20 protein-coding genes and 1 riboswitch are annotated in these 21,842 nt (G+C 71.4%); of the genes, 4 read left to right on the forward strand and 16 right to left on the reverse strand.

What is annotated here, in order from left to right:
* The first annotated feature begins 305 nt into the window (after positions 1–305).
* The gene (locus tag M1203_RS19210; RefSeq protein WP_249950987.1) at positions 306–2,219 is read left to right on the forward strand and encodes an AAA family ATPase; all 1,914 of its coding nucleotides are present in this window, start codon (positions 306–308) and stop codon (positions 2,217–2,219) included.
* A 50-nt stretch (positions 2,220–2,269) separates the two neighbouring features.
* Here the strand turns inward: M1203_RS19210 and M1203_RS19215 are convergent, their stop codons facing one another.
* From M1203_RS19215 to M1203_RS19265, 11 genes are all read right to left on the reverse strand, one after another.
* Positions 2,270–3,376: a hemolysin family protein gene (locus tag M1203_RS19215; protein WP_249950988.1), complete on the reverse strand. Its 1,107-nt coding sequence runs from the start codon at positions 3,374–3,376 to the stop codon at positions 2,270–2,272.
* The gene (locus M1203_RS19220; RefSeq protein ID WP_249950989.1) at positions 3,373–4,749 is read right to left on the reverse strand and encodes a hemolysin family protein; all 1,377 of its coding nucleotides are present in this window, start codon (positions 4,747–4,749) and stop codon (positions 3,373–3,375) included. The genes M1203_RS19215 and M1203_RS19220 overlap by 4 nt, the downstream gene beginning before the upstream one ends.
* Positions 4,750–4,959: 210 nt before the next feature.
* Positions 4,960–5,442 (reverse strand): PH domain-containing protein, encoded by a 483-nt coding sequence (locus tag M1203_RS19225; RefSeq protein ID WP_249950990.1) that lies wholly within the window; start codon positions 5,440–5,442, stop codon positions 4,960–4,962.
* A 51-nt stretch (positions 5,443–5,493) separates the two neighbouring features.
* Positions 5,494–6,342, reverse strand: coding sequence for an ATP phosphoribosyltransferase (gene hisG / locus M1203_RS19230; protein WP_249950991.1), 849 nt, complete (start codon positions 6,340–6,342; stop codon positions 5,494–5,496).
* Between the two features lie 113 nt (positions 6,343–6,455).
* On the reverse strand, positions 6,456–6,728 hold the full coding sequence (locus M1203_RS19235) for a phosphoribosyl-ATP diphosphatase (protein ID WP_030355539.1): 273 nt from the start codon (positions 6,726–6,728) through the stop codon (positions 6,456–6,458).
* Positions 6,729–6,736: 8 nt separating this feature from the next.
* Positions 6,737–7,249: a 6,7-dimethyl-8-ribityllumazine synthase gene (gene ribH / locus M1203_RS19240; RefSeq protein WP_249950992.1), complete on the reverse strand. Its 513-nt coding sequence runs from the start codon at positions 7,247–7,249 to the stop codon at positions 6,737–6,739.
* A gap of 46 nt (positions 7,250–7,295) precedes the next feature.
* Complete coding sequence (locus M1203_RS19245) at positions 7,296–8,588, reverse strand: bifunctional 3,4-dihydroxy-2-butanone-4-phosphate synthase/GTP cyclohydrolase II (protein WP_374403542.1); 1,293 nt, start codon at positions 8,586–8,588, stop codon at positions 7,296–7,298.
* Between the two features lie 5 nt (positions 8,589–8,593).
* The gene (locus M1203_RS19250) at positions 8,594–9,175 is read right to left on the reverse strand and encodes a nicotinamide mononucleotide transporter family protein (protein ID WP_283958813.1); all 582 of its coding nucleotides are present in this window, start codon (positions 9,173–9,175) and stop codon (positions 8,594–8,596) included.
* A 65-nt stretch (positions 9,176–9,240) separates the two neighbouring features.
* On the reverse strand, positions 9,241–9,912 hold the full coding sequence (locus M1203_RS19255; RefSeq protein WP_249950995.1) for a riboflavin synthase: 672 nt from the start codon (positions 9,910–9,912) through the stop codon (positions 9,241–9,243).
* Positions 9,913–11,091, reverse strand: a complete 1,179-nt coding sequence (gene ribD, locus M1203_RS19260; protein ID WP_249951299.1) for a bifunctional diaminohydroxyphosphoribosylaminopyrimidine deaminase/5-amino-6-(5-phosphoribosylamino)uracil reductase RibD — start codon at positions 11,089–11,091, stop codon at positions 9,913–9,915.
* 182 nt (positions 11,092–11,273) lie between these two features.
* A riboswitch (FMN riboswitch) is annotated at positions 11,274–11,404 on the reverse strand.
* A gap of 66 nt (positions 11,405–11,470) precedes the next feature.
* The gene (locus tag M1203_RS19265) at positions 11,471–12,727 is read right to left on the reverse strand and encodes an ROK family transcriptional regulator (RefSeq protein WP_249950996.1); all 1,257 of its coding nucleotides are present in this window, start codon (positions 12,725–12,727) and stop codon (positions 11,471–11,473) included.
* Positions 12,728–12,885: 158 nt separating this feature from the next.
* On the opposite strand from M1203_RS19265, the gene M1203_RS19270 reads away from it, so the two are divergent.
* Positions 12,886–14,112, forward strand: a complete 1,227-nt coding sequence (locus tag M1203_RS19270) for an MFS transporter (RefSeq protein ID WP_249950997.1) — start codon at positions 12,886–12,888, stop codon at positions 14,110–14,112.
* Between the two features lie 15 nt (positions 14,113–14,127).
* On the opposite strand, the gene M1203_RS19275 is transcribed toward M1203_RS19270, so the two are convergent.
* Complete coding sequence (locus tag M1203_RS19275; RefSeq protein ID WP_374403402.1) at positions 14,128–15,450, reverse strand: alginate lyase family protein; 1,323 nt, start codon at positions 15,448–15,450, stop codon at positions 14,128–14,130.
* Positions 15,451–15,720: 270 nt separating this feature from the next.
* Between M1203_RS19275 and M1203_RS19280 the strand changes: the two genes are divergently transcribed.
* Positions 15,721–16,650, forward strand: coding sequence for a TIGR03619 family F420-dependent LLM class oxidoreductase (locus M1203_RS19280; protein WP_249950998.1), 930 nt, complete (start codon positions 15,721–15,723; stop codon positions 16,648–16,650).
* A 102-nt stretch (positions 16,651–16,752) separates the two neighbouring features.
* Here M1203_RS19280 and M1203_RS19285 read toward each other — a convergent pair whose 3' ends face one another.
* The 3 genes from M1203_RS19285 to M1203_RS19295 form a co-directional block, all read right to left on the reverse strand.
* Entirely contained in the window at positions 16,753–18,474 is a 1,722-nt protein-coding gene (locus M1203_RS19285; RefSeq protein WP_249950999.1) for an NAD(P)/FAD-dependent oxidoreductase, read from the reverse strand.
* A gap of 115 nt (positions 18,475–18,589) precedes the next feature.
* Positions 18,590–19,402 carry a carbon-nitrogen hydrolase family protein gene (locus M1203_RS19290; protein ID WP_249951000.1) on the reverse strand — a complete coding sequence of 271 codons (813 nt, stop codon included), beginning with the start codon at positions 19,400–19,402 and terminating at the stop codon, positions 18,590–18,592.
* Between the two features lie 161 nt (positions 19,403–19,563).
* Entirely contained in the window at positions 19,564–20,088 is a 525-nt protein-coding gene (locus tag M1203_RS19295) for an Lrp/AsnC family transcriptional regulator (protein WP_374403406.1), read from the reverse strand.
* Positions 20,089–20,265: 177 nt separating this feature from the next.
* Between M1203_RS19295 and M1203_RS19300 the strand changes: the two genes are divergently transcribed.
* Positions 20,266–20,661 (forward strand): ATP-binding protein, encoded by a 396-nt coding sequence (locus M1203_RS19300; protein WP_249951001.1) that lies wholly within the window; start codon positions 20,266–20,268, stop codon positions 20,659–20,661.
* A gap of 156 nt (positions 20,662–20,817) precedes the next feature.
* On the opposite strand, the gene M1203_RS19305 is transcribed toward M1203_RS19300, so the two are convergent.
* A complete protein-coding gene (locus M1203_RS19305) occupies positions 20,818–21,693 on the reverse strand; it encodes an RNA polymerase sigma factor SigF (protein WP_374403408.1) in 876 nt (291 codons plus the stop codon).
* Positions 21,694–21,842 lie beyond the last annotated feature (149 nt).

Consider the following 21,842-nt stretch of genomic DNA (forward strand, 5'->3'; position numbering starts at 1 on the left):
GTTCTTAATGTGCGGCTTTTCGGAGCCGCCGCGGACGCGAAGCCCCCGGTTGTTCCCCCGTGATCGGGGGCTTCGTTCTGCCCTTCGCACCTGCTCGCCACCCCTTTTCCCCCGCCGTGAGCGTCCCGCGCTCACCCTGGGTCACTGCTCCGCGCACGCTGAGGTGGCCTTAGTCGCACACCCTCTGCGCAGGTACGATGCCTCTCGGTGCGGTCAATTCCCGTCCGCGACAAGGTGGTTCGGCACGCTGCCGGCGGGCGCCCGCCCGGCGGGACATTCCGGGGGCACGGTTTGTGGGGGACCTGATGGATATCGGCGCGCAGGGCACACAGGCCCCGGCCGACCTCGCCTGGGTGCGCGGTGTGGACGCCTACACGATGGGGGCCTACCCCCAGGCCGAGGAGGAGTTCAGGGCCGCCGTACGACTCGATCCCGGGATGGCCGACGGCTGGCTCGGTCTGCACGCGCTGCGCGTCGACACCACCACCGCCCTGCTGCGGATGTACCGCCACCGCGACCGCTTCGGCGAGCAGCGCTCCCGCCACCGCCGCACGCTCAACTCCTGGTACTGGCTCGGCTGGTGGGTGCAGCCGGTGCTGGAGAGCGGGCGCGATCTGCTGCTCGCCCATGCCTCGCACTGGCTGGACGGCCGCCATGTGCCGGAGCTCGACCGGGCCCTCGCGGGTCTGCCGCCGGTGGACGCCGATCCGCAGGTGCGCTTCCTGCATGCCTGCCGCGCCTATCTGGTCAAGGACTGGGACCAGCTGGTGCGCCACACCGAACCGCTCGTCCATGACCCGCTGCTGGGGATCGAGGCGGGACTCTTCGGCGGGATGGCGCGGGTGCGGCTGGAGATGTACGGACAGGCGGAGCCGCTGCTGGCCACCGCGCTGATGCGCTGCCGCAGCGAGCAGCCACAGCGCAAGGAGCTGCGGTACTGGCTGGCGCGCGCCCATGAGGGCACCGGACGCAGCGCCGCCGCGCTGCCGCTCTACCGGGCCGTGCACCGGCTCGATCCGGCGTTCATGGACACGGCGGCCCGGCTCGCGGCGATCACCGATTCCGACGGGTACGAAGGGCCGGACGATCCGGTGGGAATCGCCTCGGTCGCGCGGGCGGGTCTCGGCCAGGACGCGACGGACACGGCGGGCGCGACGGAATCCGGGGGCGAGTCGGAGGGCTCGCCCGGCACCGACGTACGGCTCGGCAACGAGGCGGCGCCCCAGCGGGGCGGTGTCGCCCCGCCCCGGGCGCCCGAAGGCGTACGGGAGAAGGTCCCGCCGCCCGCGCCACCCGCCCCGCCGCGCTTCCCGGACGGCCCGACCGATCCGGCGCTGCTCGCCGAGGCCCTGGCCGAGCTGGAGCGGATGGTCGGGCTGGAGCCGGTGAAACGGCAGGTCAAGGCGGCGACGGCGCAGCTGCACATGGCGCGGCTGCGGGCTGGCCAGGGGCTGCCGGTCCAGCCGCCGAAACGTCACTTTGTCTTCTCGGGCCCCTCCGGCACCGGCAAGACCACCGTCGCCCGGATCCTCGGGCGGATCTTCTACGCCCTGGGGCTGCTCGGCGGGGACCATCTGGTCGAGGCCCAGCGGGCCGATCTGGTGGGCGAGTTCCTGGGCCAGACCGCCGTGAAGGCGAATGAGCTGATCGACTCGGCGATCGGCGGAGTGCTCTTCGTGGACGAGGCGTACAGCCTCTCCAACTCGGGCTACAGCAAGGGCGACGCGTACGGCGACGAGGCCCTTCAGGTACTGCTGAAACGCGCCGAGGACAACCGGGACCATCTCGTGGTCATCCTGGCCGGCTATCCGGAGGGCATGGACCGGCTGCTCGCCACCAACCCCGGCCTCTCCTCGCGCTTCACCAGCCGGGTCGACTTCCCGAGCTACCGGCCGCTGGAGCTGACCGCCATCGGCGGCGTACTGGCCGCGGAGAACGGCGATGTCTGGGACGAGGAGGCCGCGGACGAGCTGCGCTCGATCAGCGGGCATGTGGTCGACCAGGGATGGATCGACGAGCTGGGCAACGGCCGCTTCGTGCGGACGCTGTACGAGAAGAGCTGCGCGTACCGCGATCTGCGGCTCTCCGGCTACAGCGGCACGCCGACCCGCGACGATCTGGCCACGCTGCGGCTGCCCGATCTGATGCAGGCGTACGGCGAGGTGCTGTCGGGCCGCGGCCCGGCGAACCGCGGCCCCCAGGACATGCCTCCCGTTTAGCGGCTCGGTTCGCCGGGCTCGGTTCGCCGGGCGCGGCCCAGGCTGTTCCGTCAGCGCGCCAGGACCTGGTCCGCCTGGTCCGTGCGCTGTTCACCCACCAGGGCCGCCTTGGGCGCCGTCGCCGTCGCGCGGTGGGACGGGTCGCGCACCTCGCCGACCAGCATTTCCAGTACGTCCTCCAGCGCCACCAGACCGAGCACCCGGCCGGACGCGTCCGCGACCTGGGCCAGATGCGTGGCCGCGCGGCGCATCACGGTGAGCGCGTCGTCCAGCGGGAGTTCCGCCCGCAGCGTCGCCATCGGCCGCCAGACATGCTGCGGCACGGCGCGTTCGCCGGCTTCCAGGTCGAGGACGTCCTTGACATGCAGATAGCCCATGAAGGCGCCGCCGCCCTCCGCGCAGACCGGGAAGCGGGAGTAGCCGGTGCGTACCGTCAGCTCCTCGATCTCGCGCGGGGTGACCGCGGGGGTCACCGTCACCAGGGAAGCGCGGGTCAGGAGCACGTCCGTGACCGGGCGGCTGCCCAGCTCCAGGGCGTCCTCCAGCCGTTCCTGCGCCTCCGGTTCGAGCAGCCCCGCCTGGCCCGAGTCCTCGACGAGGCGGTTCAGCTGCTCGCTGGTGAAGACCGCCTCCACCTCGTCCTTGGGCTCGACGTGGAAAGCCCGCAGCACCAGCCGGGCGCAGGCGCCCAGTCCGGCGGTCACCGGGCGGCACAGCCGGGCGAAGCCGACCAGACCGGGGCTGAACCAGAGCGCGGTCTTCTCCGGGGCCGCCATCGCGAGGTTCTTCGGGACCATCTCGCCGATGACCAGATGCAGGAAGACGACCAGCGCGAGGGCCATGACATAGCCCAGTGGATGGATCAGCCCCTCGGGCAAATGGGCGGCGTGGAAGACGGGCTCCAGCAGATGCGCCACCGTGGGCTCGGCGACCGCGCCGAGCGTCAGGGAGCAGATGGTGATGCCGAACTGCGCGGCGGCCATCATCTGGGGCAGATTCTCCAGACCGTGCAGCACCTGTCTGGCCCGCGCGGAGCCGCGCGCGGCGTGCGGTTCGATCTGGCTGCGGCGTACGGAGACGAGGGCGAACTCGGCGCCGACGAAGAATCCGTTGGCCAGGACGAGCAGCAGGGCGAAGACGAGTTGCAGGGCGCTCATCGGGCGCCCTCCGCCATCGCCGGGACGCAGGTGCGCTGATCGGCCGGCGCTTCCGCCGGAAGCACGGCCGTACGGACCAGCCGGACCCGTTCGGCACGGTAGCGGTCCACCTGGCGTACGGAGAGCCGCCAGCCCGGCAGCTCCGCCCGGTCGCCGGGGGCCGGGATGCGGCCCAGCAGATCGGCGACCAGGCCCGCGAGGGTTTCGTACGGCCCCTCGGGTACGTCGAGTCCGATCCGGCGCAGGGTGAGGACCCGGGCGCTGCCGTCGGCGTCCCAGGCCGGGCGGCCGTCCTCGGGCGCGACGGGAGCCAGTTCGGGCCGTCCGTCGCCCTCGGCGTCGTGCTCGTCGCGTACCTCGCCGACCAGCTCCTCGATGATGTCCTCCAGGGTGACGACGCCGGCCGTACCGCCGTACTCGTCGACCACGATGGCTATCGGCTGCTCGCTGCGCAGCCGCTCAAGGAGCTGCTGCACGGGCAGGGTCTCGGGGACCAGCAGGGCCGGCACGGCGATCCGTCCGACCGGGGTGCGCAGCCGCCGCTCCACCGGCACCGCGAGCGCGTCCTTGAGATGCACCACGCCGACGATCTCGTCGATGCGCTCCCGGTAGACGGGGAAGCGGGACAGACCGGTGGCGCGGGTGAGGTTGAGGACGTCCGCGGCGGTCGCGTCGGACTGGAGCGCGCTCACCTTCACCCGGGGGGTCATCACATGCTGCGCGGTGAGCCGGCCGAGCGAGAGGGTCCGTACGAACAGATCGGCGGTGTCCTGTTCGAGGGCGCCCGCACGGGCGGAGTGGCGGGCCAGGGAGACCAGTTCGCCGGGGGTGCGGGCCGAGGCGAGTTCCTCGGTCGGTTCCACGCCGAGCAGCCGGACGAGCCGGTTGGCGACGGTGTTGAGGAGGGTGATCACCGGCCGGAACACGGTGGCGAACAGATGCTGGGGGCCCGCCACGAACCGCGCGACCTGGAGCGGCCGGGAGACCGCCCAGTTCTTCGGTACGAGTTCGCCGATCACCATCTGCACGGCCGAGGCGAGCAGCATGCCGATCACCACCGCGATCCCGGAGACGGCCCCTTCGGGCAGTCCGGTCGCGGAGAGCGGGGCGTCCAGCAGCTGGGCCAGCGCGGGCTCGGCGAGCATGCCGACCACCAGCGAGGTGATGGTGATGCCCAGCTGGGTGCCCGAGAGCTGGAAGGACAGTTCCCGCAGGGACTTGACGACCGTACGGGCGCGGCGGTCACCCGCGGCGGCGGCGCGTTCGGCGTCGGGGCGGTCCACGGTGACGAGGCCGAACTCGGCGGCCACGAAGAATCCGTTGGCGAGGATCAGAAGGAATGCCGCGGTGAGCAGCAGAAGGGGGATGGTCATGCCGCCGCCTCTTCGAAGGGGGCGGCGCAGGTACTACCGGACGATCCGTCCATTGCTGGAGGGAGTCACTCCTCGGGTCGCAGGTGCCCCGCGGGCCGGACACGGCCGTCGAATGCGGAGCGGGGCGCACTCGGCGCCTCCGGCACCAGAGTAATCAAGACAGCGGCCGGGAGGGCAGTGCCGTACGCCCATGGATGGAGCGCCGTACGGTCAGTCCCGGCCCGCCGCGGTGGAGCGGGAGTCGGCGAGCGCGCGCAGGGCGCGGGCGTCACGGATGGCGTGTGCCCTGGCGATTCCCGGCTGGATGGCCAGAACTGGCAGGCTGCTGCCGTCGCTGAGATCGAGGAAGACCCAGGGGTCGCCGGGCCGCAGATTGACGCGCAGGATCTCGGCCCACTCCAGTCGGCGGCGGCGCGTGATATTGACGACAGTCACTCCTGTGTCGTCGGCCACGAGCTTGGGGCGGCTGAGCAGCGCCAGCACCCCGAGGAACAGCAGGGCCGTGAAGATGAAGCTCATCCGCTCCCCCGCGCTCAGCTGGTCGAGTGCCAGGCCGATGGCCGTGATGACGGCGAACATGGCCACGCCGACGGTCAGCAGGACGGCCCTGGTCCGGGTCGGCCGGAAGGTGACCGGAAGGACGGGCGGGCCGGACTCGCCGGACGGACCGGGCTGGGGCGCGGGGGCGGACATACGTTCTCGGACTTCCGGGAGTGGGTGCGGGGGCCGTACGACGGCGTGGAATCAGAGGCGGCAGGCGTGGATGGCCGTGGTGAGGATGGCGCGGGCGCCCAGCTCATAGAGATCGTCCATGATCCGCTGCGCCTCCCGGGACGGGACCATCGCGCGGACGGCGACCCAGCCCTCGTTGTGCAGCGGGGAGACGGTCGGCGACTCCAGCCCCGGGGTGAGCGCGACGGCGCGCTCCAGGTGTTCGGCGCGGCAGTCGTAGTCCATCATCACGTACGTACGGGCCACGAGGACGCCCTGGAGCCTGCGCAGGAACTGCTGGACCTTGGGCTCCTCGCTGTCGGCGCCGCTTCGGCGGATGACGACCGCCTCCGAGATCATGATCGGCTCGCCGACCACCTCAAGGCCCGCGTTGCGCAGCGAGGTGCCGGTCTCCACCACATCGGCGACGACCTGGGCGACGCCCAGCTCGATGGCGGTCTCGACCGCGCCGTCCAGGTGGACGACGGAGGCGTCGACGCCGCTGTCCGCGAGGTGTTTGGCGACGATTCCCTCGTACGAGGTGGCGACGGTCATCCCGCCGAAGTCCGCGATGCCGGCCGCGGTGCCGGGCTTGGTGGCATAGCGGAAGGTGGAGCGCGCGAAGCCGAGCGGAAGGATCTCTTCCGCGTTGGCCCCGGAGTCCAGCAGCAGATCACGGCCCGTGATGCCGATGTCGAGCCGGCCGGAGCTCACATAGATCGCGATGTCGCGCGGACGGAGATAGAAGAACTCCACCTCGTTGTCCGGGTCGACCAGGACGAGTTCCTTGGACTCCTTGCGCTGCTGGTAGCCGGCCTCATGGAGCATCGCCGACGCAGGTCCTGAGAGTGAACCCTTGTTGGGAATGGCGATGCGCAGCATGAGGTCGGATTCCTTTGTGCGAAGGGGCGGCTGTACGGAACAAGCTGTATGGAACAAGGTGCAACAGGCTGATACAGGACGAAACGGGACGCCTGTGCTCAGCGGCGGGCGTATCAGAGATGGGCGTACACGTCGTCGAGGGAGATTCCGCGCGCGACCATCATCACCTGGACGTGGTAGAGGAGCTGGGAGATCTCCTCGGCGGCGGCTTCCTTGCCCTCGTACTCGGCGGCCATCCATACTTCGGCCGCCTCTTCGACGACCTTCTTGCCGATGGCATGGACGCCCTTGCCCACCAGCTCGGCGGTGCGGGACGTGGCGGGGTCGCCCTCGGCGGCCTTCTGCTGGAGCTCGGTGAAAAGCTCCTCGAACGTCTTCTTGGACATGGTGAGGGTCACTTTACGCGGCCGGAGGTGACCCCCTGGCGCCAGGGTTCGGCGATCGTGCGCAGGGTGGTCGCGGTGGCGACGGCGGCGGTGACCGCCTCGTGCCCCTTGTCCTCGTGGGAGCCCTCAAGCCCGGCCCGGTCGAGCGCCTGCTCCTCGGTGTCGCAGGTGAGCACGCCGAAGCCGATCGGGACACCCGTGTCGACGGAGACCTGGGTGAGGCCCTGCGTCACGCCCTGGCACACATACTCGAAGTGCGGGGTGCCGCCCCTGATGACGACGCCGAGGGCGACGACCGCGTCATAGCCGCGGCCGGCCAGCACCTTGGCGACGACCGGAAGCTCGAAGCTGCCCGGCACCCGGAGCAGGGTCGGCTCGTCGATACCGAGGTCCCGCAGGGCCCTCAGGGCGCCGTCCACGAGGCCGTCCATGACCTGCTCGTGCCACTGCGCCGCGATCACGGCGACCCGGAGGTCCCCGCAGTTCTTCACACTCAGTTCGGGTGCGCCCTTGCCGCTCACGTCTCTCCTCGAAGTTGTTCGTCGCTGATCTTCTGGGGTGGTGTGGTCACTGGTTGTCGCATGCGGACGCGGCGGTGGCCGCGTCCAGCCAGGGCAGGTCGTGCCCCATCCGGTCGCGCTTGGTCCGCAGATAGCGGAGGTTGTGCTCCCCCGCCTGGACGGGCATCGGCTCACGGCCGGTGACCCGCAGCCCGTGCCGGACGAGCGCCGTCGTCTTGTCGGGGTTGTTGGTCATCAGCCGCAGCCCCCGGACCCCGAGGTCGTCGAGGATCCGCGCGCCGGCCGCGTAGTCGCGGGCGTCGGCGGGCAGGCCGAGTTCGAGATTGGCGTCCAGCGTGTCGTGGCCGCGTTCCTGGAGCTCGTACGCGCGCAGCTTGGACAGCAGCCCGATGCCCCGGCCCTCGTGGCCGCGCAGATAGACGACGACTCCCCGGCCCTCCTCGGTGATCCGCTCCATGGACGCCTGGAGCTGGGGGCCGCAGTCGCAGCGCAGCGAGCCGAAGATGTCGCCGGTGAGGCATTCGGAGTGGACCCGGACGAGCACGTCCTCGCCGTCACCGATGTCCCCGTGGACGAGGGCGACATGCTCGACGCCGTCGACCGTGGAGCGGTAGCCGTACGCGGTGAACTCACCGTGGGCGGTGGGGAGGCGCACCTCCGCCTCGCGGCGGACCGTGGGCTCCGAGGTGCGGCGGTAGGCGATCAGATCCTCGATGGAGATGATCGAGAAGCCGTGCTTGCGGGCGAACGGGATCAGCTCGGGCAGCCGCAGCATCACCCCGTCCTCGCCCGCGATCTCCACGATCGCGCCGGCCGGGCGCAGACCGGCGAGGCGCGCCAGATCGACGGCGGCCTCGGTGTGACCGTTGCGCACGAGCACACCGCCGGTCCTGGCGCGCAGCGGGAAGACATGGCCCGGCCTGACGAAGTCGCCGGCCTCCGCGTCACCCCCGGCGAGCAGGGTGAGGGTGGTGGCCCGGTCGGCGGCGGAGATGCCCGTGGTGACGCCGTGGGCGGCCGACGCGTCGACGGTGACGGTGAAGGCCGTACGCATCGATTCGGTGTTGTGGCCGACCATCTGCGGGATTTCGAGCCGGTCGAGCTCGGCGCCCTCCATGGGGGCGCAGATCATTCCGCGGCACTCGCGCATCATGAAGGCGACGATCTCGGGGGTGGCCTTCTCGGCCGCGATGACGAGATCGCCCTCGTTCTCGCGGTCCTCGTCGTCGACCACCACGACCGGGCGGCCGGCGGCGATATCGCGTACGGCCTGCTCCACGGAGTCGAGCGAGAGGTCCTCGGCATTGTCGGCGGAGTACCAGGTGGGCTGGGCCGGCAGGGTGGTCATGCCGTTGCTCCTTCCAGAGCCGGGGTGTTCGCGCGCGACCGGAGCCACCAGTCGCGCATCCCCCAGAGGACGAGGGCGAGGTAGATGACGTACACGAGGCCGGAGAAGGCGAGTCCGCTGCTGAAGGCGAGCGGTACGCCCACGATGTCCACGAGCAGCCAGGCGAACCAGAACTCGACCAGACCACGGGCCTGGGCGACCATCGCGGCGAGCGTGCCGACGAAGATGTACGCGTCGGGCCAGGGGTTCCAGGACAGGTCGGGGAGGGCGACGAAGAGACCGCCGACGGCCAGAGTGCCAAGCGCCGTACCGCCGAGCAGCATCCAGCGCTCGCGCCAGGTGGCGAACCGGATGGCGATCGAGCCGTCCTGCGCCTGCCGCCTGCCGTGCTGCCACTGGCGCCAGCCCCACAACGCCACGCCGATGACCAGCAGTTGCTTGCCGACACCGCCGCTGAGGTGGGCGGAGGCATACGCGCCGACGAGGATGACGCCGGACAGGACCTGGGCGGGCCAGGTCCAGATCGAGCGCCGCCAGCCGAGCGCGAGGGCGGCCAGACCGATGGTGTTGCCGATCATGTCGGACCACAGGATGTGCTGATCGAAGGCCGTGAAGGCCTCGCCGTTCAGCCAGGACAGGGTGTTCACCGATCCAACTCCTCGGGCTGCTCGGTCTGCTGGGTCGGCTCGGTCCGTTCGGCCGGCCGGGCCTTGTCGGTCGTCCCGCCTCCGGCGCCGAGCAGCCGCTCGACGTATTTCGCGAGGACGTCGACTTCGAGGTTGACCGGGTCGCCGGGGCCCTTGATGCCGAGCGTGGTCAGGGCGAGGGTGGTGGGGATGAGGCTGATGGTGAAGTAGTCGGGCCCCGCGTCGACGACCGTGAGGCTGACACCGTCGACGGTGATCGACCCCTTCTCGACGACATAGCGGGACAGGGCCGCGGGGAGCGAGATCCTCACCAGCTCCCAGTGCTCGGACGGGGTGCGTTCGACAACGGTGCCGGTGCCGTCCACATGGCCCTGGACGATATGTCCCCCGAGCCGGCCGCCGACGGCCACGGGCCGCTCCAGATTGACCCGGGAGCCGGTCGCCAGCGCGCCGAGGCTGGAGCGGTTCAGTGTCTCGGCCATCACATCGGCGGTGAACTCGCCGTCCTCGAAGTCCACGACCGTGAGACAGACACCGTTGACGGCGATCGAGTCTCCGTGCTTGGCGTTCTCGGTGACGGCGGGTCCGCGGAGGCGGAAGCGGGAGGAGTCACCGAGGTTCTCGATGGCGGTGACCTCACCCAGTTCTTCGACGATTCCGGTGAACACTCAACGCTCCTTCGTGGTGGGGACATTCGTGGGGACGTTCATGGCGGGCGCGGGTGCGGGTACGGGCGCGGGTGCCGGTCCGGGCTCGGGGATCGCGGTGATCCGCAGGTCGGGGCCGATCCGTACGGTCTCCGTCATCCGCAGTCGCAACGCCTCGCCGATGGTGCTGATTCCGGCGTCGACGAGAGCCGGGCGCCCGGCGCCGAGCAGGACGGGGGCGAGATAGCCGACGACCTTGTCGACGGCGCCCGCGGCGACGAAGGAACCGGCCAGGGCCGGGCCGCCTTCGAGGAGTACGGAGCGGACGCCACGCTCGTACAACGCGGCCAGCAGGGCGGGGATGTCCAGACCCCGGCCGGCCCGGGGCAGCCGTACGACCTCGGGCAGTTCCCCCGCGTCGGCGTCCTCGGCGATGGCGATCAGGGTGGGAGCCGCGCCGTCGAGCACCCGGGCGCCCGGCTGCACGGCGGTGGCCTCGGTGTCGACGACGACCCGCAGCGGCTGGACGGCGCCGTCGATGCCGCGTACGGCGAGATGCGGATCGTCGGCGCGCGCGGTGCCCGAGCCGACCACGACCGCGTCGGACTCGGCGCGCAGCCGGTGGACATCGGCGCGTGCCTCGGCGGAGGTGATCCAGCGGCTGGTGGAGTCGGCGGCGGCGATCCGGCCGTCGAGCGTGGCCGCGTACTTCCATACGACGTGTGGGCGGCCACGGCGTACGGCGGTGAGCCAGGCGGCGTTGCCCGCCTCGGCCTCCTCGCCGAGGAGCCCGCCGCTTACGGTGAGTCCGGCCGCGCGCAGGGTGTCGGCGCCGCCCGCCGCCCGGGGGTTCGGGTCGGCGACGGCGTAACTGACCCGGGCGACACCGGCGTCGATCAGCGCCTGGGCACAGGGGCCGGTACGGCCGGTGTGGGCGCAGGGTTCGAGAGTGACGTACGCGGTGCCGCCGCGGGCCCGTTCGCCGGCCGCGCGCAGCGCGTGGATCTCGGCGTGCGGGCCGCCCGCGCGCCGGTGGAAGCCCTCGCCGACGAGATGTCCCGACGCGTCGAGGATCACGCATCCGACGACCGGGTTGGGGCTGGTGGAACCGAGTCCACGAGCGGCGAGCGCGATGGCGCGGCGCATGGCGTCGGCGTCGCCCACGACGTCGGTCACGCCTATGACGTCGGCATCGCCCATGACGTCCGCGTCGCCCATGACGTCGGATTCCGTTGCCACCGGGTCCTCCTGCCTCTTCGGGCACGGACTCCGGGGCCTGTCGATGACGACAGTGAAGCGAGAACGCACAGGGGAACGCCGAGGCCGAAGATCCGGCTCGTCCGAGGACGAACCGCCGACGGCGGCGTACCTGTGAGGGCCCGCCGCGCACTGCCTCCCATCCGGACTTTCACCGTCGGTCCAGGAATCTCACCTGGTCAACCGGCCGCTGGCTGCGGACGGGTCGCGGACTATAACCGCCGGTTCGGAATTACACCGACCCCGGAGTGCGCTGCTTCTGGTACCCGACCAGTGTGCCACGGCCGCTCGTGGGGCAACCGGGCGAGGGTTGTGGGCTGACTCACAGGACCGGCGCCCGGGACTCGTCGTGCGGGGCGAACAGCTCGTCCTGCGCCGCCTCCCGCGCCGTCAGCAGGGCTCCGCGCAGGACGGCCGCGCCGCCGAGCGCCCCGGCCCTGACCTCCGTACGCAGCGGGGACATCGTGGCCAGCCGGTCCTCGACCCGGGCCGCAAGCACCTCGCCGCCCGCGTGGCCCGCCTCCCCGGCCAGCACGATCCGGCCGGGGTCGAGTACGGCGCTGACCGCCGCGGCGCCGAGAGCGAGCCGCTCGGCGAGGTCGTCGAGAAACGCCGCCGCGGACCCGCCCTCGTCCGCCGGGGCGTCCTCGCCCGCTCCCGCCTCAGCCGCCGGGGCGCCCCCGACGGCTCTCACCGCGGCGCGCACCAGCGCGGCGGAGGGCGGTTCCTGTGGCGCGGGGACGGCCGAGACGCCGTAGCGCCCGGCGAGTTCGACGACGCCCGCCGACCCCGCCAGGGTGTGGAAACCGCCGTCGGAGGAGACCGCCGAGGGAAGTCGCGACGTACCGGGCATGGGCAGGAAGCCGATCTCGCCCGCTCCCCCGGAGGCACCCCTGCGGAGCTTGCCGTCGAGCACGACGGCCGCGCCCACGCCGTGACCGAGCCAGAGCAGGACGAAGGTGTCCTGGTCACGGGCCGCGCCGAGGCGCTGTTCCGCGAGCGCGGCGAGATTCGTCTCGTTCTCGACCAGGACCCTGGCGGGCAGCCGTTCCTGGAGCACGGCGACGAGCCTGCGGTGCCAGGCGGGCAGCCCGCTGGAGTCGCGGAGTTCGCCGGTGACCGGGTCGACCAGCCCCGGGGCGCCGATGCCCACGCTGTGCAGGGGTACGGTGCCCGCCTTCCCCGCCGTACGCTCCAGCAGGACCACGGCCCGTTCGACGGCGGCTTCCGTGGCGGTGTCGCTGCCGATGGGCAGGACCGCCTCGGCGAGGGTCTTGCCGAGCAGATCCGCGACCACCACGGAGACGCTGTCGGTCCGTACGTCGAGGGCCGCGAGATGGGCGCGGTCCGCGACGATCCCGTACAGCCGCGCGTTCGGGCCGCGACGCCGGTCGCCCGTCTCGCCCACCACCTCGACCAGCCCGGAGTCCTGAAGCCGCTCGACCAGATCGGCGACGGTGGGCCGGGAGAGCCCGGTCAGCGTCTTCAACTGTCCCGCCGTCAACGGGCCTTCCCGCTGAAGCAGTCGCAGGGCGAGCCGGTCGTTGATCGCTCTGGCGGTGCTCGGGGACGCGGCCATGCCGGAATCCTTCCAGATCGCCGGGGCGGCCCATGCGCACCCGGCTCATCAAGGCCTATTTATCAGGCAGGGTTCCTGATAATTTACTCCGGCACCGACGAAGGTGCGTCACCGGGTGGTCGGGTACGGGCACCTCTCAGGGGAGGAACAGGACGCTGATGCCGGCTGAAGTGGTCCACGACAGGCAGAGGTTGCGGCGGGCCAGGTTCGCCGTCGCCGCTGTCTTCTGCGTACACGGAGCCGTCACCGGCAGCTTCGCCACCCGTATCCCCTGGATCCAGGATCACGCCGGGATCAGCGCGGGTCAGCTCGGGCTCGCGCTCGCCTTTCCCGCGATCGGCGCGTCCGTCGCCATGCCGCTGGCGAGCGGGATCAGCCACCGCTTCGGGTCACGCAACGCGCTGCGCGTCCTGCTCGCCCTGTGGACACTCGCGCTGACCCTGCCGTCGCTGGCCCCGAATCTCGCCACCCTGTGCGCGGCCCTGTTCGCGTACGGCGCCGCCTCGGGCCTCTCCGACGTGGTGATGAACGCCCTCGGGGTGGAGGTCGAGAACCGGCTCAACAAGTCGATCATGTCGAGTCTGCACGGCATGTGGAGCACGGGTGCGCTGATCGGCTCCGCCGCCGGCACCCTCGCGGCCCATCTGGGCAGTGACGCCCGGCTGCACCATCTGCTCGCCGCCACCGTGCTCACGGTGCTCGGCCTGGTGGCCTGCCAGGGCGTACTCGATCTGCGCAGCGCACCCGAGGAGGACCCGCCGCCGCGGTTCGCGCTGCCGCCGAAGTCCGCGCTGCTGATCGGCGCGATCGGGTTCTGCGCGGTCTTCGCGGAGGGCGCGAGCCTCGACTGGTCGGCGGTCTACCTCCGGGACGTGCTGGACACCTCCCCGGGTGTCGCGGCGGCGTCGACCACGGCCTTCGCGCTCACCATGGCGGTGGCGCGGCTCGCGGGCGACCGGGTGGTCGACCGGTTCGGCGCGGTACGGACCGTACGGACGGGCGGCGCGCTGGCCGTGGTGGGCGGCTTCCTGGTGGTCACCGCGCCGCAACCGGTGGTCGCCATGGGCGGGTTCGCGTTCCTCGGGCTCGGCGTGGCCGTGGTCGTCCCGCTCGCCTTCGCGGCGGCGGGCCGCGCGGGGCCCAATCCGAGCCAGGCCATCGCGGGTGTCGCCACCATCACGTACACCTCGGGGCTGATCGCCCCTTCGGCGATCGGCGCGGTCGCGGACGCGACCTCGCTGGTGGTCTCCTTCGGGCTGGTGACGCTGCTCGCCTGCGGGCTGATGGTGGGGGCGGGGGTGCTCCGCACGGGCGACCGCCGCACCGTGGCGACCGCCGCCGACCCCACCACCAAACCCGCGGCGGCCCCGACACCCGAGGCGTGAGTCCGGGGCCCCCGCTCAGCCCGCGATCGAGTCCAGCTGTTCCGCGGCGGGCCGCAGCGCCCAGAGGTCACCCCCCGGCGGCGTCTCCAGGCTGGGGAGCGCGGCGCGGGCGGCGCGGTCCCCCGCGTCGGCCGCCGCGTGGACGATGTCGCTGGCGGCGAAACGCTTGAACTCCAGCTCGGGATGCGGCCAGGGGGCCGCGCCGGTCGCGGCCGGCAGCAGATAGTCGACGGCCTTGAACAGGCTCTGCCCCTGGGGCCCCTCATAGGCCCAGAGGTTCACGCCGACCTGTTCACCGATGGCGGCCAGGCGCGTGTAGGCGACCAGGTCGAAGGTCGAGTAGTGCCAACTGCGGGTGCGCGTCAGCTCCTGGGGCTGGCTGCCGTCGGCCGCGATCTGGGGATCTATGCGCTTCGAACGGGCGTCGAGGACGATCTTCCGCGCGAGGCTCCGGTCGCCCGTGGCGAGCGCGAGCCCGGCCACCTGCATGTCCATGAACGTGCCGTGGTTGTTCTTGGCCGCCGACTCCTCCTTGCCGAAGGGCGAGTTGACCAGCCAGTCCAGGAACTCGTCGTTCCAGGCGCGCATCCCCGCGCGGTCGCCTCGGGTCCAGCCCGGGGCCCCGCTGTCGAGGATCGCGAGGGCGTCGAGGACGCTGGTGTACTGCTGTGAGAAGTCGATGATGCCAATGGCGCGGCCGTCGTACTTGCAGGGGATGAACTGCCCGTGGTTGAGGTTCGGGTTCATCCGGGTGGCGGGGTCGACGAACCAGGTGCGCAGAATCCGCGCCGCGTGCTCCGCGTACTGCTTCTTGCCGGTGTAGTACCAGGCCAGGCTGAGCGTGGTGGTGGAGTTGAAGACCTTGCCGATGTCGGGGCGGTCGGTGCCCGTGTCGACCTCGGGGTTCCGTTCGCCGTCGCGCTGGACGTACGGACAGCCCCAGGGGTTGGCCTCGGTCTTCGGCTGTGACGGCCACCAGTACGGGGCCTGGCTGAGGTAGTCGTGCGGGTCACCGCTGGGGGCGGGCCTCGGCTTGTCCGTGACGGTCCAGGGCCCCTTGTCGAGCCAGGAATCGGCTTGCGCGGTAAGGGACTTGACCGTCGCGCGGAGGGCGGGGTCGCCGCGGTCGAGGGCGATACGGGCCTGGCGCATCCGGTTGCCGTCGATCACCACGGTCCGCGGAGCCAGGGGACCCGCGCGATGGTGGCCGGAGGGCCGGTCCGCGACGGGGGACGCGACGGGGGACGCGGCGGAGGACGCGGCCGGGACGAGTACGGCGGCGACGGTGGCCATGACGGCGATCAGAACGGCCGGACGCCATCGGGTGGTTCCGCTCACTGGGCGCTCCTATCATGTACATGAACGTTATTCATGAACGAGGCCGTGCGAGCGTAGAGGCGGCCGGTATCGCTGACAATGGTGTGCGCACAATTCATGAATGAGAACAACGGCCACCAAGAAACCACCAGTTGCCCCGCGCTGCGCGGCGCGTCGCACGTCGACTCCATGACGGCCGGATCCGTACCGTACGGAACTCCAAAAGGCTGAGCGCTCGACAAGAGCGTGCCTACGGTGGTTCTCCCATCGTCCGTACGAAGGAGTGCGCATATGCCGGTCGCCCTGGGTCTCGGTCTTCCGCAGATGAAGCAGTACGACATCGGCCGCGATGTGGCCACCGTGGCGCGGGCCGCGGAGGAGGCCGGATACGAGAGTCTCTGGGTCTTCGAACGCGTGCTCTTCCCCGAGCCCGCCACCCAAGGGCTCTACGGCGTGCCGGGGCTGCCCTGGCCCGACTCCTATCGGGGCGTCGCCGACCCGCTGATCACCCTCGCGCTGGCCGCCGCCGCCACCGAGCGGGCCCAGCTCGGCACGAGCGTCCTGGTCGCGCCCCTGCACGTACCGTTCCAGCTGGCCCGTTCGCTCGCCTCGCTCGATGTCGCGAGCGGCGGGCGGGTGATCGCCGGCCTCGGCACGGGCTGGTCGCTCGACGAGTACGCCGCCGCCTCCGTCGCCCCCTTCGAGAAGCGCGGCGCGGTCCTGGACGAGGTCCTCGACGTCTGCGCGGCCGTCTGGGGTCCGGACCCGGTCGCGTACGAGGGCGAGCTGACCACCATCGCACCGTCCGCGGTCGGCCCCAAGCCGGTCCGCTCCATCCCGGTCTATCTGCCCGCGAGCAGCCCGCGCGCCACCCGGCGCCTGGTGGACCGCGCGGACGGCTGGGTGCCCGTGGCCATGGGCGCGGCGCAGCTGACCGAGCAGTGGCGGCAGGTGCGGGAGCTGGCCGACGAGCGCGGCCGTGAGCGTCCCCTCGACGCGTGGGCCCGCGCCAACGCGACCTACAGCGCCAAGCCGTTCGAGGGCGAGGGCCGGCGGCCCTTCCAGGGCAGTGTGGCGCAGATCGTCGAGGACCTGGCGGCGCACGCCGAGTCGGGGGTACCGGCGATCATGCTGGACCTCCAGACCACGACGCGTGACGCGACGGAGCTGGCCGACGTGGCGGCCGAGGTGTACGCGGAGGCACGCGCGGCGGGCATCTGACTCAGACCGCGACGGGGCCCGTTCCCCCGCCGGGAGCGGGTCCCGTCTCTCTCCGGAGCGGGCCGTGTCCCTCCCGGAACGGGTCCGGTCGCCCCGTCGCCGTCAGTCCTCGGGCAGTTCGACCGGCGCCAGCTCGTCGTACAGATCTCCGGGCCCCGGGTTCGTCGCGTCCGTGGTACCCCCGAAGTGGGTCATCACCCCCCACACCGCGTTGAGCGCGGTCTGTACAGCACCCTCCGCCCACCCCGCGGTCCACGAGATGTCGTCGCCCGCCAGGAAGATCCCCCGCTTGTCGGCGGGCAGCCGGTCCTGCATGAAGTGGGTGAACAGCCGGCGCTGATAGCGGTAGTGCCCCGGCAGATTCGCCTTGAACGCGCCCATGAAGTACGGCTCGTTCTCCCAGGAGACGGTCACGGGGCTGCCGATCAGATGCTTGCGGATGTCCACCTTGGGATAGATCTCGCGCAGCGAGTTCAGCATGACCTCCATCCGCTCCTCGGCGGAGAGCGGCAGCCACTTGAGACTGTCGTCGCACCACGTGTACGAGAGACAGATGACGGCGGGCCGGTCGGGGCCGTTGTCCAGCAGATACGTGCCCCGGGTCATCCGGTCGGTGAGCGTCATCGACATCGTGTCGCGCCCGGTCGGCACGCCCCGGTCGTCCACGGCCGGATCCAGCCAGAACGGCCGGTCGACCGGCACGAACAGCTTGGACGACTCCATGTAGTGGGTGCGCTCCATCGCCGTCCAGTGGTCGATCGGGAAGAGCGAGTCGTCGCAGGCGATCTTGGAGAGCAGCAGCCACGACTGCGCGGTGAAGATCGCGGCACGGTAGGTACGGATCCGGCCGGAGGCGTCCGTGACGGTGATCCGGTTGCCCGAGGTGCGGTGCAGCCGGGTCACGGCCGGCAGGGGCGTCCCCCCGTGCAGGGACGACAGCGAGGTACCGGCCGGCCAGTGTGTGATCTTCCGTGGCTCGTCCTCCCACAGCCGCAGCGGGAGCTGCTGGCTGCCGCCGACAATGGAGCGGTGGTGGTCGTCGGCCTCGGTGTAGACGACCCGCAGGATCTCCAGGATGGAGTTGGGGAAGTCGGTGTCCCAGCCGCCGGTGCCGAAGCCGACCTGGCCGAAGATCTCCCGGTGGCGGAAGGACTTGAAGGCCGGGGAGTCGCAGAGGAACCCGTAGAAGGTCTGGTTGTCGAGCTTCTCGACCAGCCGCGCCCAGATCTCCCGGATCCGCGGCACATCGCGCTCGCGCAGGGCCCGGTTCATGTCGGAGAAGTCGGCGCCCTCCTCCAGACAGGTGGTCCAGGCGTCCATCACCTCGCGGTAGACCGGCGGCAGATCGTCCACGGTCTTCGCGTAGTGGGACTCGCCCTTGAGATCGACGACGGTCGACGGGGTGCCGGGGGCCAGCGGGTTGGGGAACGCCCGGGTCTCCAGACCCACCAGATCGATGTAGTGCCGCAGCGCGGTGGAGGAGGGCGGGAAGCGCATCGCGCCCATCTCGGCGGTCAGTTCCGGCTCACAGCCCTCGAAGCCGACCGTACGCAGCCGCCCGCCGATCCGGTCGGCCTCGTACACGACGGGCTTCAGGCCCATCTTCATCAGCTCGTACGCGGCGACGATGCCGGAGAGCCCGCCACCGATGACGGCGACCTCGGCGCCGTGCTCGGTCGCGGGTATCTGGCCGAGCCCGGCGGGGTGCGCGAGATAGTCGTCGTACGCGTAGGGGAAGTCCGGTCCGAACATGGTGATCGGCGGCTGGGCGCCGACGGGCTGCGCGTCGGCGTGCTGGACGGCGGTGGGCACCGTGGACGTCATGGGGTACGGACTCCTTGCGGGTACGGCGTACGGCGGGGAGGGCGGGTACGGCGCTGACAGCAGAACGGGGACGGGCGCGACCGGCTCGGCGCGGGCCGGCTCAGGCGTGCCCGGCTCAGTGCGGATCGGCTCGGACGAGTGAGGTGTAGAGCCCGGGTGCGCGGTCCCGCAGATAGGGATTGGCCGCGCGGGAGGCGCCCAGCAGCTCGCCGTCGACCTCTCCGAGCACCAGCTCCTCGCTCCGCCCCGCGCGCGCCCTGGCAGCGCCGTCGGGGCCCGCGAGACAGCTCAGCCCGACGAACTCGAACTCGCCCTCATGGCCCGTCCTGTTCACATACGCCACATACATCTGGTTCTCGAAGGCCCGGACCGGCACGACGGACTCGGCGACGAACTGGAACGGATGCATCTGGGCGGTGGGCACCAGCAGCAGATCGGTACCGGCCAGGGCGTGCGACCGCACGTTCTCGGGGAACTCGACGTCGTAACAGATCATGATCCCGATCCGCAGCCCGGCCAGCTCGGCCTGGACCACGGGCAGCTCCCCCGGGGTGAACCACTCACGCTCGAAGCCGCCGAAGAGATGCGTCTTGCGGTAGTTGGCGAGCCGTGTGCCGTCGGGCCCGATCAGCTGCGCGGCGTTGAAGATCCGCTCGCCCTCGCGCTCGGGGTAGCCGTAGAGCACCGCGAGTCCATGGCGTACGGCGATCTCCGCCACCGCCGCGGCCCCCGGGCCGTCCACGGGCTCGGCCAGTTGGGGCACCCGGTCGCCGATGGCGTAGCCGGTCAGGAACATCTCGGGACAGACCAGCAGCCCGGCGCCCGCGTCGGCGGCACGGGCCGCGGCCTCGTCGAGCGCCATGAGATTCCCGGCGACCGAACCGGGTCGGCCGGAGCTCTGGAGCAGGGCGGTACGCAGCGGCGGCATGGCTGACCTCGGGCGGTGCGAAGGGGGGCGGGGGCGACGGCACCGACGCTACGGTCCGGCCACCGCGCCCGGCAAGACGCGACCGTTGCGCGCCGACCACCGATCCATTGCGTGCTCTGCGGCTCCCTCGGCGATTCGTTGCGTGGAGACGTCTTCGCTGGTCAGAAGGGGGGCGCGGAGCCGGTCGGGCTGTTCGTGGACGGCATCGCCGCGCGCTGGGCGGCGCCGTCGCCGGTCCCCTCCAGCCCCGAGTAGCGCCGCAGCAGCGGGGACAGCACGAGCACGGACTTCGTACGCTCCACATAGGGCTCGCCCGCGATGCGTTCGAGTACCTGCTCGAAGTGGCGCATATCGGCGGCGAAGACCTGGACGATCGCGTCCGCCTCGCCGGTGACGGTGGAGGCGGAGACCACCTCGGGCAGCCGTTCCAGGCCCCGCTGGATGGCTTCCGGCGAGGTCTTGCGCCGGCAGTAGATCTCGATGAACCCCTCGGTCTCCCAGCCGAGCGCCGCCGGGTCGACCCGTACGGTGAAGCCGGTGATCGCGCCCTCGGCGCGCAGCCGGTCGACGCGCCGCTTCACCGCGGGCGCGGACAGACCGACGAGTGAGCCGATATCGGCGTAGGAGCGGCGGGCGTCCGCGGCGAGGGCGTGGACGATGCGTTCGTCGAGATCGTTGAGTCGCACGGCTGGTGGTTCACTTCTCTGCGGTGGCCGGAGGTGCGGCGGGGGCCGGAGTGCGGCGGGCCCGTCACCGAAGTAGAACACGGGGGCGCGGGACCCGGTGACGTGTGTCGGTCGGGCCGGGCTCACAATGAGGCCGATGCCGGTGAAAGACCGACAACGGGGTAGATGAGGCCTGTGATGAGCAACGAGCCGCATGTGGTGGTCGTGGACTCGCCGTACCGGGACAGCGCGGCGGCCCGCGGCGCCGCCGCCGAATTCCTTCAGCAGCACTGTCCGTGGGCCGATCTGGACGCGGTGCTGCTGGTCGTCTCGGAGCTCGTCTCGAACGCCGTCCGGCACACCCCGGGGTGGTGGCGGCTCCATCTCACCGCGGAGGACGAGACGTTGACGGTGGAGATGGACGACTCCAGCCCTGAGCCGCCGGTCGCGCGCACGCCCGACTTCTCCGGGGGCGGCGGGTTCGGCTGGCACATGGTGCTGAGACTGGCGGGCCATGTCGAGGTCCGGCCGCTGCCGGACGGCAAGCGTGTCCAGGCGGTCTGGCGGCGTCCGGCGGTCAGCGCCCCCGCCTGACGGGCACGACCGCCTGACGGGCGACGGGCGACGGCGGCCCGCTCACGGCAGCCGGTCGACGACACGGGTGAGGGGGCGCTCCGCGGTCGCGGAGCGCCCCCTCACCCGTGCGCGTGTCACTCGTATGTCACCCGCGCCATGTCACCCGCGCGCGGCTCACTCCACCGCCAGCAGACCCGCCCGCAGCCGCCCGGTGATCCGCGACAGCAGCCGGGACACATGCATCTGTGAGACACCCAGTTCGGCGCCGATCTCCGACTGGGTCATCTCGTCGCCGAAGCGCATGCGCAGGATGCGCCGCTCCCGCTCGTCCAGGTCCTCGATGAGCGGCTTGAGCGCCTGGACGTTCTCCGCCGTCTCCATCCCCGCGTCGGGTGCGCCGATCCGGTCCGAGAGCGGGCCCGGGGAGCCCGACGCGTCATCCGTGGGCATGTCGATCGAACCGGCCGTATAGCCATTGCTCGCGACGACGCCCTCGATGACCTCGTCCTCGTCCAGCCCCAGATGCTCGGCCAGTTCGGGCGTGGTGGGCGCGCGGTCGAGCCGCTGGGAGAGCTCGTCGGTCGCCTTGGCCAGATCGATCCGCAGCTCCTGGAGCCGGCGCGGCACGTGTACGGCCCAGCTGGTGTCCCGGAAGAACCGCTTGATCTCGCCGACGATGTAGGGCACGGCGAAGGTCGCGAACTCCACCTCGCGGCTGAGCTCGAAGCGGTCGATCGCCTTGATCAGGCCGATGGTGCCGACCTGGACGATGTCCTCCATCTGGTCCGCGCGATTACGGAACCGAGTGGCCGCGTAGCGGACCAGCGCCAGATTCAGCTCGATCAGGGTGTTGCGTACGTACTGGAACTCGTGGGTGCCTTCTTCCAGTTCCGCCAGACGGGCGAAGAAGAGTTTCGAGATTTCCCGTGCGTCCTTGGGTGCCACTTCCGACGGGCACTCCACGTAGGGAAGTTCCAGCTCTGCCGCCTCCGCGCGCTGCTGGGATCCGTACTGCGTGCTTTCGGTCGGGACCGTGCTCGCCGTGGACACTTTGTCCTCCCCTGCTCCGTGGTCAGTGCACAGCGCGTGTACCCGCTCTTCTCGCACTCATGCCTGCCCCGGTCGCCCCGACTGTGACCGCTTCGGGCGACCGGGGGACGGAACCGGCCTGATTCGCGAAGACCGGCCTGACAGCGCGG

Source organism: Streptomyces sp. 35G-GA-8 (assembly GCF_023534745.1).
Lineage (GTDB): Bacteria > Actinomycetota > Actinomycetes > Streptomycetales > Streptomycetaceae > Streptomyces.

Excerpts from the sequence above, each read along its gene's own strand:
- M1203_RS19210 (WP_249950987.1), top strand. The coding sequence starts at position 306 with ATGGATATCGGCGCGCAGGGCACACAGGCCCCGGCCGACCTCGCCTGG.
- M1203_RS19215 (WP_249950988.1), bottom strand. The coding sequence starts at position 3,376 with ATGAGCGCCCTGCAACTCGTCTTCGCCCTGCTGCTCGTCCTGGCCAAC.
- M1203_RS19220 (WP_249950989.1), bottom strand. The coding sequence starts at position 4,749 with ATGACCATCCCCCTTCTGCTGCTCACCGCGGCATTCCTTCTGATCCTC.
- M1203_RS19225 (WP_249950990.1), bottom strand. The coding sequence starts at position 5,442 with ATGTCCGCCCCCGCGCCCCAGCCCGGTCCGTCCGGCGAGTCCGGCCCG.
- hisG (WP_249950991.1), bottom strand. The coding sequence starts at position 6,342 with ATGCTGCGCATCGCCATTCCCAACAAGGGTTCACTCTCAGGACCTGCG.
- M1203_RS19235 (WP_030355539.1), bottom strand. The coding sequence starts at position 6,728 with ATGTCCAAGAAGACGTTCGAGGAGCTTTTCACCGAGCTCCAGCAGAAG.
- M1203_RS19250 (WP_283958813.1), bottom strand. The coding sequence starts at position 9,175 with ATGATCGGCAACACCATCGGTCTGGCCGCCCTCGCGCTCGGCTGGCGG.
- ribD (WP_249951299.1), bottom strand. The coding sequence starts at position 11,091 with ATGGGCGATGCCGACGTCATAGGCGTGACCGACGTCGTGGGCGACGCC.
- M1203_RS19265 (WP_249950996.1), bottom strand. The coding sequence starts at position 12,727 with ATGGCCGCGTCCCCGAGCACCGCCAGAGCGATCAACGACCGGCTCGCC.
- M1203_RS19270 (WP_249950997.1), top strand. The coding sequence starts at position 12,886 with ATGCCGGCTGAAGTGGTCCACGACAGGCAGAGGTTGCGGCGGGCCAGG.
- M1203_RS19280 (WP_249950998.1), top strand. The coding sequence starts at position 15,721 with ATGCCGGTCGCCCTGGGTCTCGGTCTTCCGCAGATGAAGCAGTACGAC.
- M1203_RS19285 (WP_249950999.1), bottom strand. The coding sequence starts at position 18,474 with ATGACGTCCACGGTGCCCACCGCCGTCCAGCACGCCGACGCGCAGCCC.
- M1203_RS19290 (WP_249951000.1), bottom strand. The coding sequence starts at position 19,402 with ATGCCGCCGCTGCGTACCGCCCTGCTCCAGAGCTCCGGCCGACCCGGT.
- M1203_RS19300 (WP_249951001.1), top strand. The coding sequence starts at position 20,266 with ATGAGCAACGAGCCGCATGTGGTGGTCGTGGACTCGCCGTACCGGGAC.